General features: G+C 53.9%; 14 protein-coding genes. 5 read left to right on the forward strand and 9 right to left on the reverse strand.

What is annotated here, in order from left to right; all coding sequences use genetic code 11:
* Window positions 1–261: 261 nt before the first annotated feature.
* On the reverse strand, window positions 262–702 hold the full coding sequence (locus tag ACAF76_RS12905) for a CBS domain-containing protein (RefSeq protein ID WP_400163976.1): 441 nt from the start codon (window positions 700–702) through the stop codon (window positions 262–264).
* A 177-nt stretch (window positions 703–879) separates the two neighbouring features.
* Between ACAF76_RS12905 and ACAF76_RS12910 the strand changes: the two genes are divergently transcribed.
* Both ACAF76_RS12910 and ftsW read left to right on the forward strand, forming a co-directional pair.
* On the forward strand, window positions 880–1,224 hold the full coding sequence (locus ACAF76_RS12910; RefSeq protein ID WP_400163977.1) for a YugN family protein: 345 nt from the start codon (window positions 880–882) through the stop codon (window positions 1,222–1,224).
* 92 nt (window positions 1,225–1,316) lie between these two features.
* Window positions 1,317–2,486 (forward strand): putative lipid II flippase FtsW, encoded by a 1,170-nt coding sequence (ftsW, locus tag ACAF76_RS12915; protein ID WP_400163978.1) that lies wholly within the window; start codon window positions 1,317–1,319, stop codon window positions 2,484–2,486.
* A 75-nt stretch (window positions 2,487–2,561) separates the two neighbouring features.
* On the opposite strand, the gene ACAF76_RS12920 is transcribed toward ftsW, so the two are convergent.
* The gene (locus ACAF76_RS12920) at window positions 2,562–2,891 is read right to left on the reverse strand and encodes an Asp23/Gls24 family envelope stress response protein (RefSeq protein WP_400163979.1); all 330 of its coding nucleotides are present in this window, start codon (window positions 2,889–2,891) and stop codon (window positions 2,562–2,564) included.
* Window positions 2,892–3,151: 260 nt separating this feature from the next.
* Between ACAF76_RS12920 and sleB the strand changes: the two genes are divergently transcribed.
* A complete protein-coding gene (sleB, locus tag ACAF76_RS12925) occupies window positions 3,152–3,934 on the forward strand; it encodes a spore cortex-lytic enzyme (protein WP_400163980.1) in 783 nt (260 codons plus the stop codon).
* Window positions 3,935–3,994: 60 nt separating this feature from the next.
* On the opposite strand, the gene ACAF76_RS12930 is transcribed toward sleB, so the two are convergent.
* Window positions 3,995–4,246: a hypothetical protein gene (locus tag ACAF76_RS12930; RefSeq protein WP_400163981.1), complete on the reverse strand. Its 252-nt coding sequence runs from the start codon at window positions 4,244–4,246 to the stop codon at window positions 3,995–3,997.
* Window positions 4,247–4,362: 116 nt separating this feature from the next.
* On the opposite strand from ACAF76_RS12930, the gene cax reads away from it, so the two are divergent.
* A complete protein-coding gene (gene cax, locus ACAF76_RS12935) occupies window positions 4,363–5,406 on the forward strand; it encodes a calcium/proton exchanger (RefSeq protein WP_400163982.1) in 1,044 nt (347 codons plus the stop codon).
* Here the strand turns inward: cax and ACAF76_RS12940 are convergent.
* From ACAF76_RS12940 to ACAF76_RS12955, 4 genes are all read right to left on the reverse strand, one after another.
* Complete coding sequence (locus ACAF76_RS12940; protein WP_400163983.1) at window positions 5,403–6,740, reverse strand: sodium-dependent transporter; 1,338 nt, start codon at window positions 6,738–6,740, stop codon at window positions 5,403–5,405. The genes cax and ACAF76_RS12940 overlap by 4 nt on opposite strands.
* A 197-nt stretch (window positions 6,741–6,937) precedes the next feature.
* Window positions 6,938–7,219 carry a DUF1507 family protein gene (locus tag ACAF76_RS12945; protein ID WP_400163984.1) on the reverse strand — a complete coding sequence of 94 codons (282 nt, stop codon included), beginning with the start codon at window positions 7,217–7,219 and terminating at the stop codon, window positions 6,938–6,940.
* A 93-nt stretch (window positions 7,220–7,312) separates the two neighbouring features.
* Window positions 7,313–8,245, reverse strand: a complete 933-nt coding sequence (glsA, locus tag ACAF76_RS12950) for a glutaminase A (protein WP_400163985.1) — start codon at window positions 8,243–8,245, stop codon at window positions 7,313–7,315.
* A gap of 92 nt (window positions 8,246–8,337) precedes the next feature.
* Window positions 8,338–9,513: a MalY/PatB family protein gene (locus ACAF76_RS12955; protein WP_400163986.1), complete on the reverse strand. Its 1,176-nt coding sequence runs from the start codon at window positions 9,511–9,513 to the stop codon at window positions 8,338–8,340.
* Between the two features lie 144 nt (window positions 9,514–9,657).
* On the opposite strand from ACAF76_RS12955, the gene ACAF76_RS12960 reads away from it, so the two are divergent.
* Window positions 9,658–10,164, forward strand: coding sequence for a hypothetical protein (locus ACAF76_RS12960; RefSeq protein WP_400163987.1), 507 nt, complete (start codon window positions 9,658–9,660; stop codon window positions 10,162–10,164).
* Window positions 10,165–10,264: 100 nt separating this feature from the next.
* On the opposite strand, the gene sda is transcribed toward ACAF76_RS12960, so the two are convergent.
* Together sda and ACAF76_RS12970 are read right to left on the reverse strand one after the other, a co-directional pair.
* Window positions 10,265–10,402 (reverse strand): sporulation histidine kinase inhibitor Sda, encoded by a 138-nt coding sequence (sda, locus tag ACAF76_RS12965; RefSeq protein WP_400163988.1) that lies wholly within the window; start codon window positions 10,400–10,402, stop codon window positions 10,265–10,267.
* A 273-nt stretch (window positions 10,403–10,675) separates the two neighbouring features.
* A complete protein-coding gene (locus ACAF76_RS12970; RefSeq protein ID WP_400163989.1) occupies window positions 10,676–11,881 on the reverse strand; it encodes an ornithine--oxo-acid transaminase in 1,206 nt (401 codons plus the stop codon).
* Window positions 11,882–11,904: the final 23 nt, after the last annotated feature.

Here is an 11,904-nt window from a genome sequence, read left to right on the forward strand (position 1 = left end):
AGCTATTCTCGATCGGAACTAAACAAAAAGAGAAGCACGACCACAACAATAATGATCCACAGCAACTCATCATTGTCCCGATCAAAAAAACCGTCTAACAGACCCATCATCGAGTCCCCCTTTCCCTTCTCGCTACTAGCCTATGCAGCGATCTAGTCGAATGTCAGCAGGGGGATGAGCCCAAAAGAAAATCACAACAAGAAAAAGCGCGACGACCAGATAAGGACGTTTTCGCGCTTTTGGTGGGTACTGAATATCCGGTTAATGCATGCTCGGGCGAGAGATTTCATAGATCGCATCACTGGCTTCGTCGTGATGCACCTGGCGCACTGCCATATCGGCAATCGCGACAATCCCGACCAGCTTCCCGTTTTCTACGACAGGAAGGCGGCGAATCTGGTGATTGGCCATAATTTTTGCTGCCTCGTCCACGGTCATTTCCGGATTGCCGAGCACGATGTCTTTTGTCATCACCTGTTCGATCGCCGCAGAGCCTTCACGCTTTTCTGCCAGCCCGCGAATGACGATGTCACGGTCGGTAATGACGCCGATCACATCGTTTTTCTCGTCGACGACCGGGATCATCCCGACGTCCCAGTCACGCATTTTGCACGCTGCTTCGTACACATTATCTTTTAGCGTCACCGTTGCGAGGTCTTTCGTCATAATTTCACGCAACGTGCGGTTTTCCACCTGTGCCATCTTTTTCTCCTCCTTCATTTGACTGCTGAAACGGTAGTAGTATGTCCGGATGACCTGATCTCATGCAAAAATTAGGACGTGAACATCACCTGTGCTGGCTGATTATGGATTGCGCTTCTTCCAAAAAGAGACTATGATTAATAAGTGAAAATCTCACCATTTGTAGGAGGAAATAGAATGGTTATCAAAGATACAGGGATTGGCAACGCAGAAGTATTTTTCGCCGACCTGGAGCACTACATGGGCGATCTCGGATTTTACCGTGGTGCTTGGGATTACGGGCACGCTACATACGATTATAAAATTGAAGATAAAGGAAGCGTATACTACCTCCGTGTAGAAGCAAACGTGACCGAAGGAAAACTGGAAGACACGCACGCTACCTTGAAGCTCGAAGAACCGTACATGGGCAGACATCTGTTCCCTCACGGCTTCGACTACGACAGCCCGATTCCGGAATCGGTCCTGAAAACAGCGAAGAGCAAGCTGCAACTGCTGAGCGAAAAACTCTCCTCTCACTAAGAATCGCGTCACAGAGAGCCTGATTACACCTAGATGGCGACATAATAGGCGTTCCCTCTCTTTGGTTTTACGCAGAAGGGAGTTTTTCAAACATGAAAACACGGGGGGTACCCGATTTTCTGCTCCTGTTTTTGACGGCATTGATCGTCGGTTTTGGTATTCTCATGGTGCTCAGTTCCAGCTCCATCTTTGCCTTGACCAGCTTTACCGCTCATGGCTGCAGCTACTGCAACGGCGACGAGCTTTACTTCGTGAAGCGTCAATTGCGCTTTTTGCTGATCGGTGCCTTCGGGATGCTGATCGCGATGAATATTCCCTTTACATTTTACAAGCGGAATTTTCTTCTGATTGCTTTGGTCTGTCTCGTTTGCTTGCTGCTGGTGATAATCCCGGGTATCGGCCATCTTTCCAACGGAGCGAGATCCTGGTTTCGCTTGGGCGGGGTAAGCATACAGCCAGCGGAGTTTGCCAAGCTGGGGCTGATTCTCTATCTGGCCGCGATCATTTCCAAAAAAGGAGACAGCATCCGAAAGCTGAAATCTGGCTTAATGCCCCCGCTTGTCATCACCGGTCTGTTTTTTCTGTTGATCGCCTTGCAGCCGGATTTGGGGACGGCGGCGATCTTGCTCGGGACAAGCGTCATCGTAATGGTGTGCGGAGGTGCAAGGCTTATCCACCTGCTGGGGATCGGCGTCCCCATCGTGTCCCTTGCTTTGACCGCCTATATTGCGACAAAGCAGTACGCGCTTAACAGGATCTATTCGTACCTTGATCCCTGGAGCGATCCGCTGCACACCGGGTACAATATCATCCAGTCATGGGTCGCCATCGCACACGGCGGTTTATGGGGAACAGGCTTTGGAAAAAGCATCCAAAAATACCTGTATCTACCAGAGGCGCACACCGATTTTATCTTCGCCATCATTACCGAAGAGATGGGGTTCATCGGCACCTCTTTGTTTTTGCTTGTCTACATGCTGTTTTTGCTGCGCGGCGTGCATATTTGCCTGCGTGTCAAGGACACCTTTGCCAGTCTGGTCGGAATCGGCATCGTCAGCATGATTGCGCTGCAAGCGTTGATCAATATCGGTGGTGTCACCGGGACGATTCCTTTGACCGGGGTCCCGCTTCCGTTTATCAGCTACGGCGGATCATCCTTGGTCGTCTGCATGATCGGCACCGGGATTTTGCTCTCTGTCTCGCGCGAAGTGAGCAGGCAAAAAATCGAAGAGCATTTGCAAAAACAGCCGTTTTCTGCGTAATGGAATAAAGACCATGTGCTGCAACAGCAAGACGCACCAAAACAAAAACGGAGCTTTCGCGAAAGCTCCGTTTTTTTATAAGTCAACAGCCTCGACATAGACGTCCACTGCTTCCACGACCAAACCGGTGATCTCCTCCACACTGTCCTTTACCTGCTCCTGAAGCAGATGGCATACACGGTGAATCGGCGTCCCGTACTTTACGCTGACACGCATCCCGATGACGACCTGTCCATCTGCAACCGCGACATGTATGCCTTTTGCTCCGCCATTGAGTTTCTTCGCCCAATCCTGGTAAAACGCCCCCGAACGCAGTGTCACTTGCTCTATCTTTGCTGCTGCAACGCCAGCCACTGCCGCTACGACATTGTCTGCTACCCTGATTTCCCCGATTCTGTCCTCCATCCGGACGCCCTCCTCCTCAGCCGATTCGGTGTGTCTACTTCTGATACGTTCATTATAAGCAATCACTGCTTGGGCTTAAAAGTTATTTTCTTGTGTGCTTTTTCCCTCTTGTATCCAGATATTTCCCGGAAAAAAGAAAAGAAACCAGGGAAATCTACAGGTAAGATACAGATGCCCGTACCTGACATGCTCGTCAATGGCTGTATGTTTCGTCGAAAATCCGAATGTCAGGGCGTCACCATCAAAGGAGGAAACATCGTATGAAACAGCCTGTCAAATGGCTGGGGGTAATGCTTATTGTCGCTTCCTTGATTGCCACGGCGGCAATTGCGTGGCGGCCAGTTAGCTCGCAAGTATTCAGCAAGCAAATTGTCAAAGTAGGCGCACAAGGTTCGGATGTTCGCGAGATGCAGTATCGCCTCAAGCATCTGGGCTTCTACACGGGAGACGTGGATGGAAAGTTCGGCTGGCGCTCCTACTGGGCACTGCGCAACTTCCAGTATGAATTCGGCATGAAAGTCGATGGTATTCTCGGACCCAAATCGAAGCTGAAGCTGTACAATGCTACAAAAAACTATCGTCCGACAGCTGAGGATCTGGGAGTGCCGCAAACGTCCCGGGCTCCTGCCACACCAACGCCGTCACCCGCGCCCGCTCCGGCGCAAAACACGCGGCACGCCGCCAATATTTCCGACAACGACCTGCGGCTGATGGCCAATGCCGTATACGGGGAAGCACGCGGCGAACCTTACATCGGACAAGTCGCCGTAGCTGCCGTTATTTTGAACCGGACCCGAAACCCCTCTTTCCCGAACACGCCTGCGGGAGTCATCTTTGAACCGCGCGCCTTTACTGCTGTAGCAGACGGACAAATTTGGCTGACTCCGAACGAGACTGCCAGCAGAGCGGTGCGAGACGCATTGAATGGCTGGGACCCCTCGGACGGCGCAACGTACTATTTCAACCCCGACACCGCGACCTCGGGATGGATCTGGACCAGACCGCAAATCAAAAAGATCGGGAAACATATTTTCTGCCGTTAAAACGAGCGGCCGCCACACAAAAACAGGCACCCTTCCCATAAGCGGGGGTGCCTGTTTCGCTTATTGGCGCTGCATGTGCTGCGCCATTTTCACAAATCTCTCTTCCGACTCGACCGTACCGCAAACGCCGCACTGAATCATGTACGCATCGCCTTTGTACGGCTGGTGGAACGCATCGAGCTGCTCGGGCACAAGCTCGGCCACCACCTCTCCCGATTGCGGATCAAGCCGCACGTAATGCGGAGTCTGCTGAATGATCGTAAAACGCATGCGATTTGATTTGCAAACGGGACAGAGCATCGGTTTGGACATCATTGCCACCTCCTCACTCCATTTACGCATTAGTTTCTTCCAGGCGAGGAAAGCTATACCTGCCTTCTGCTTTTCGCAAGGGAGAATAAGACTGTCTGTGTGGAGGGAGTCGCATCATGCGTCAAGGCATTTTCTTTGGAGTGGTCGGGCTGTTCACCCTGGTGGCCGCCTTTGCTCATTTTTTCACTACCCACCAGATTTTCCAGTTTGTCAGCGCATCGGCTGCCATCATCGTGCTGGCGGCATGGCTGGGGAAAGCGACGGAGAGCGTTGCCCACTATGCCGGGGACCGCATCGGCGGGTTTCTCAACGCGACCTTTGGCAACGCCGCCGAACTTATCATTTCCTATTTTCTCGTAAAAGAAGGCTTGTTCGAGATGGTCAAAGCCTCGATCACCGGTGCCATCATCGGCAACCTGCTATTGGTACTGGGGCTGAGCGTACTGTGCGGCGGGATCAAATACAAGGAACAGCAGTTCAACGCCAAGCTGGCCGGACACAACGCCTCGCTGCTCGTGCTGGCGATCGCGTCGTTGTTCATTCCCGCTGTGTTCATGTTTGAACTAAGCCCGCAGCGAACGGAGACGCTCAGCATCATTATCGCCGTCCTGCTGATTGTCGCCTATGTGCTCTGGCTCATCTTTTCCATGGTCACGCACAAAGATTTCCTGACCGACCTGGACCCGGAGGAAAGCCAGGCGCCCTGGTCAAAAGGCGTCTCGATCCTGATGCTGGCACTGGCCACGATCTGTGTCGCCATCGTCTCCGAATGGCTGGTCCACGGTGTACAGCACCTCTCCAACAGCTTTGGCTGGTCCGAGCTGTTCGTCGGCGCCTTTGTCATCGCCATCATCGGCAATGCTGCCGAACACAGTGCCGCTGTCTTGCTCGCGATCAAGGGACGGATTGGCGGTTCGGTGGAAATCGCCATCGGCTCCAGCCTGCAAATCGCCCTGTTCGTCGCACCGACACTGGTATTGATCAGCCTGTTCTTCGGGACGCCGATGGACATTGTATTTACTTTGTACGAGCTGGCAGCGATTATCGCAGCCGTCTTTATCACCATCTCGATCACCCGGGACGGGGCGACCAACTGGTATGAAGGCGTGCTGCTCCTGACAGTCTACATCATACTCGGGGCTGCCTTTTTCTTTGCCTAGTCGAATACCCCGAACGAGTGCAAAAAGACGAAAATAATCGCAATCGGGGAGACGTATTTGATCAGCAGCAGCCAGACCGCAAACAGGCGCCTGCCGAGGGAGGTGGTTGCCCTAAGCTCGCGGACCAGCGTCTCCCGCTTGATTTTCAACGGAACAAACACCGCGATCAGCAAAGCCCCCAAAGGCAGCATAATGTTGCTCACCAAAAAGTCAGCGGCATCAAAGATCGATTTGTCAAACAGCCGGACATCGTCCAACAATCCGAACGAGAGCGCAGACGGTACACCACAGACAAAAATCGCCAGACCGACGATCCAGGCCATGCGCTTTCGCTTTTGTTCATTCCCCTTTGCCAGCGAAGCTACGATAATTTCCAGCAAGGAAAACGCAGAGGTAAGGGTGGCAAAGAGAAAAAGCGCGAGAAACATGAGAAAGAACAAGCCACCGAGCGGAATCTGGGCAAACACCGACGGCAACACGACAAACAGCAGCCCCGGTCCCTGCGTCGGCTCCATTCCGAGGGCAAATACAGCGGGGAAGATCGCCAGACCCGCGAGCAAGGCAACCAAGAGACTCAGCCCGACAATCGAGCCTGCGGAGCGGACCAGATTCTCATTGCGGTTCAAGTACGAGCTGTACGTCACCATCACGGAGTTGCCGACACTCAGCGCGAAAAACGATTGACCCATGGCGTAGAGGATCGACTCGGACGTGATTTCGGAAAAGTCCGGTGTCAGGAAAAACAGAACCCCTTCCATCGCGCCATCCAGGGTCAGCGAGCGGATGACCATGGCGATAAAAAGCAAAAACAGCGCCGGCATCATGTATTTGTTCGCCGCCTCGATCCCTTTTTCCACGCCGCGCGCCACGACCCAGGCCGCAATCAGCAGAAAGGCAAGCTGCGCGCCTACGGCTCCCAGCGGGTCAGAAATCACTTGTTCAAATACGTGCTCGTACTGCATGCCAATAATTTGTCCGGTCAGGGCGCGAATGAAGTAGATCAAAATCCAGCCGCCCACGACACTGTAAAATGACAACAGAATAAAGGAACACACGACACCGAGGCGTCCTACCCAATGCCATCTCGTACCGGGTGCGATCGTTTTATACGCGCTGATCGCTTCCTGCTGCGTGCTTCTCCCGATGACGAATTCAGCCAGCAGCAATGGAAGCCCCACACCCAGCGTGAAGAGCAGAAACACGAGGAAAAACGCTCCCCCTCCACTCGTTCCGACGATGTACGGAAACTTCCAGATCGCCCCCAATCCGATCGCAGAACCGGCTGCTGCCAGAATAAAGCCTAATCTATTTGTCCACTGCTCCGTTTGTTTCATGGTACTTGCTGCACTCCTCTGTCGATTCTTCGCTGAGAAAACAAGAAAAACCCGCCCCACGACGGAGCGAGTTCATCAGCTTTCATTCGGTAAACTCCTATCGATAATCCTCTACTACTATACCCAACGAGGGAATGTTTGACCATGGCAGAAATCGGCAAATGAAAAAGCGAGGACGTGCTCCGCTCCCCCGCTTTTTACTTGTTGTTATACATTTCGTGAAGCACAGCCAGTTTTCGCTCAAGCGAGCCGATAATTTCCCGGCCGACTTCTTCTTCTATCAAACCAAGTCGTACCGCGTACTCAACCTCTCTGGACAAGCCGAACATCTGTGTATCCAGCACTTCCTCATAAAGCGGGCACTGCGGCATGGTCAGGTTTTCCATCTGTACGTCGATCAGTTTGTAGATTTTCTCTGCGTCCGCTTGAAGCAACGCTAGCGCTTTTTGTTCCAGATCGATTACCTTTAATTCTGCCAAAACCTATCCCTCCGTTTGCCTCCATCCTTACCTTACATAGTACGTCATTCTAGGCAATTTGAAAAGGGGAGAAGGCAGATGAACTGCAACTAGCTAAAAGATACCAAGATTCCATGCCCGCGAAAGCTGCTCCAGGAGCTTGACACCCGCCAGCGAATTCCCTTTATCATCCAGCGCAGGGCTGAATACGCCAATCCCCATCCGTTGCGGCACGGTCGCCAAAATCCCGCCAGCGACTCCGCTTTTCGCCGGGATGCCGACGTCGATGGCAAATTCCCCGGAAGCGTTGTACATGCCGCACGTCACCATAAACGTCTTGCAGATACGCGCCACGTCGGCGGGAAAAAAGCGCTCTTTGCTAAGCGGGTCGACCCCGTCTGCGGCCAGCACCATACCCATCCGCGCCACCTCTTTCGCCGTCACCTCGATGGCGCAGTGGCGAAAATACAAGTCCAGTGTCTCTTCCACGTCGCCCACGAGCACCCCGCTGTCCTTGAGAAACCAGGCGAGGGCGCGATTGCGGTCCGCCGTCCGCTTCTCCGATTCGTAGACGTCCTCGTTCACGCGGATGTCCGGATTGCCCGTCATCTTGCGCAACAGGTCGAGGATGCAGGTGATCCGCTCCTCCACGTCCCTGCCCTGGATCATCCCGGCGACGGCGATCGCCCCGGCGTTGATCATCGGATTGAGCGGCTTGTGCGGCTTGATCGTCTCCAGTTTGATAATCGAGTTGAACGGATCGCCAGTCGGTTCCTTTCCGACACGTTCAAACACGTAGTCCGGTCCATTCTGGCAGAGGGCGACGATCAGGCTGAAGATTTTCGAGATGCTTTGCAGTGTAAAGCAGACATCCGCTTCTCCCACGCTGATCACGGTACCGTCGGGCAGAAAGACGCTCACACCCAGCTGGCGCGGGTCCTGCTTGGCCAGTTCAGGGATGTAGGTCGCCACGTTTCCTTTATCCGTATAGGCGGCAGCAGCCTGCCATGCAGCTTGAAGCTGTTCCAGATCGTATGGTTGTTTCATCGTTTTGCTCTCCTCAGACAGATTGCCCCGATCCTGTCATCGATTGTAGTCAGGGAATTTCTTCCTGTCAAATGACGCAATCTTCTCCAAGTTCAGCTCTCTTGCAAAGCACGTTCCAGCCGCTCCATCGCCTCGACCAGGATCGCACGGGGGCAAGCGAAGTTGATCCGGTAAAAGCCCGCTCCCTGTTTGCCGAAGGTCTTGCCGTCGTGCAGGCCGAGCCTGGCTTTTTGCCGCAGCAGCGTGGCCAGTTCCGCATCGCTCATGCCGAGTCTGCGAAAATCGATCCAGCCGAGGTACGTCGCCTCGGGAACGGGCATGGACACCTGCGGGATGCGCGTAGCGAGGAAGTGGTGAATGTACTTCGCATTGTCGTGCAAGTACGGCAACAGTTGCTCCAGCCAAGGCTCCCCATGCCGATACGCAGCGATGGTCGCCTCCACCCCGAGCAAATTGACGAACTCGTGGCCCATCATCCTCGCTGTCTTTTTAAATGTTTGCAGATGCGCGCGGTTGGGCGTCATCAGGATGGAAGTGAAAAATCCCGCCAGGTTAAAGGTTTTGCTCGCCGACAGCAGAATCAGGCTATTTTCTGCCAGCTCCGGGGGCAGTGAATAGTACGGGGTGTGCGAACCCTTTTCATAGACGAGATCGGCGTGAATTTCATCGGCGACAACGAGGACCCTGTTTTCCAGGCACAGCTCTCCCATGCGCAGCAGCTCTTCCCGGCTCCAGGCTCGTCCCACCGGATTGTGCGGACTGCACAGGATAAACAGCTTCACCTGCGGATCGCGCACCTTTTCGGCAAAATCGTCCCAATCGATCTCGTAGCGTCCTTGCTGCTCGACCAGCGGGTTCTCCACGAGTTGCCGCCCCCGATGCTCGACAGCCTCGAAGAACGGATTGTACACAGGGGGCTGAACCAACACTTTGTCCTGCGGCTCGGTAAAGGCATCGATCACAACGTGCATACCCGGTATGACCCCGGCGATCCCCGTCATCCAGCTTTCGTCCACCGTGACAGAAAAGCGGCGGGCGATCCACTCGCGTACTGCCCCGTAAAAGTCCGACGGGAGAAACGAATAGCCGTACAGCGGATGGGCTACGCGCTTTTGCAAAGCCTCTGTCACTGCCGGCGGACAGGCAAAATCCATGTCCGCAATCCACAGCGGAAGCATCCCCTCCGCATTGAAGGCCGGATGGTTCAGCTCCCATTTGATGCTTTTCGTTCCGCTTCGGTCGATAATCGTATCGAAATCGTAGTTCATGGTATCGTGCCCTCCCGCATGCTTTTATTTTCAGAATATACCCAAATCAGACCATTCACAAGCGCGTTTCCGCGTTTGCCAGGCTGTCATTGCCTGCGGTACAATTGGGACGTGCTTTCTAATCTTATTCGGAGGTAATGGCTCATGTCAGATGTTATCGTATGTAAAGGGGCTGTCACCTTTCCCATCACTCTGGACCCCTCAGTGTGGATTTTCGACGACCGAAAAATAGACCTTGCCACGTATACGGGTGAAGACGCCGCTTCCGACCAGGAAAAGGCGAAGTACCTGCAAGGCACCGGCTCCCAGTGGGACAAAGAACTGCGCGAAGGGGCCGCTTTGCCCACCGAGCGTCCAACCAGTCTCGCCGAGGCGCGAAAAGCGTTGGAAGGAGATTACGGGATGCGCCTGGCGCCGTTCATCGAAAACGCCCAGCCACTGCCGGAAGCGACCCATGTTCGGATTCACCGCAGTACGGGCGAACCGCTCCTGTTCACGATTGAAGAAGCGAAGCGAGCGATCCTGCAATTTTCCGCAGGAGGCAAGCCGATCCGCGAAGACGGTCCCGCCTACTTCTACTTCCCGGAAACGCTGTTGGCAAAGGAAGAGCCGATCAAGGGCGTAACCGCACTGGAGTTCATCTCCGCGTAACGCGGCGGCGGCAGAGGATGAAACAAAAAAGGAACGCAAGCTGGCAAACAGTTTGGCGTTCCTTTTTCCATGTATGATGTGGGAGCTGTAGCACAGCTCATCAAGCACTTGCTTGTGCAATCTGTATGTTCCGGTTTGCCATCTCCAGGATCAGCAGCTCAATAAACGCTGCATCAAGTTGAAGGTCGACAGCACGATGATATACCTCTACCAACATCTGATCGTTCAAGTATCTCACCTTGTCTCACCTCCATCCTTGTGATGTGCCCATTGTACCAAATGTGTCCCCCTCGAACAATCGCGCCAATATCCACAGTCCATGTGGACATCATGTGGGTATCTTGTGGGCAATTTGTGTGCAACTTCCAGAAAGCCAGCGATACCATTGTGAATTTCTTTGACAATCTTATCCACAAGCAGTCGAACAATGTCGAAATATTTTTTCAACATAATGAAAAGCAAAACAGAAGCCCCGGGGTACTCACGCCCCGGGGCATTCATTGCGATGCTTTTATACGTTAGCGGATACGTGCAAAACTTGTCTGATTCGCTCAATCGCCCAATCCAGCTCTTCCTTGCTGATGACGAGCGGCGGTGCGAAGCGGATGGTCGTTTCATGTGTCTCTTTGCAGAGCAGTCCCAGTTCTTTCAACTGTTCGCAGTACGGGCGGGCTGCCGTTTTCAATTCCAGACCGATAAACAGGCCACGGCCGCGAATATCCGCGATCAGCGGGTTGTCGATCTCAGCGAGCTTTTCCTTGAAATACGCCCCCAGCTCAAGGGAGCGCTGGACGAGACCTTCCTCCTCCAGTACCTCCATCGCAGCGACGGCGACGGCGCAGCCGAGCGGGTTTCCGCCGAACGTGGAACCGTGCGAGCCCGGCTCGAAAACGCCGAGAATTTCCTTGTCAGCAGCTACAGCGGAGATCGGGAACACGCCCCCGCCCAGCGCTTTGCCCAAAATATACATATCCGGCTTGACGCCGTCCCAGTCGCTGGCAAACATTTTTCCTGTGCGGCCAAATCCGGTCTGGATCTCGTCGCTGACGAACAGGACGTTGTTGGCCTTGCAGAGCTCGTACGCTTCCTTCAAAAAGCCCTCTGGCGGGATGATGATGCCGGCTTCGCCCTGGATCGGCTCGAGCATGAAGGCAGCCGTATTTTCATTGATGGCAGCTTTCAGCGCTGCGATGTCGCCATAAGGAATGATCTGAAAGCCAGGGGTGAACGGACCGAAGCCGCGGCGGTAGTCCTCGTCCGACGAGAACGACGTGACCGTTACCGTGCGGCCGTGGAAGTTTCCTGTGCAGACGATGATTTCCGCCTTGTGTGCGGCGACCTTTTTCACGTCGTACGCCCAGCGGCGCACCGCCTTGATCGCTGTCTCCACTGCTTCCGCTCCGGTATTCATCGGCAAGATCATTTCTTTGCCAGTCAGTGCGGACAGCTTTTCATAAAAATGGCCCAGTTGATCGTTGTAAAAGGCGCGCGATGTCAAGGTCACCTTGTCCGCCTGGTCCTTGAGCGCCTGAATGATACGCGGGTGGCGATGCCCCTGGTTCAGCGCGGAGTACGCACTGAGCATATCCATGTATCGATTGCCCTCCGGGTCTTCTACCCATACTCCCTCTGCCTTGGAAATGACGATCGGCAGCGGGTGGTAGTTGTGGGCACCGTATTTTTCCGTTTGTGAGATGACTTCATGTGATTTTCCCATGCTGAATTCCTCCTTCAGACGTT

This window comes from Brevibacillus sp. TJ4, from assembly GCF_044627595.2.
Lineage (GTDB): Bacteria > Bacillota > Bacilli > Brevibacillales > Brevibacillaceae > Brevibacillus.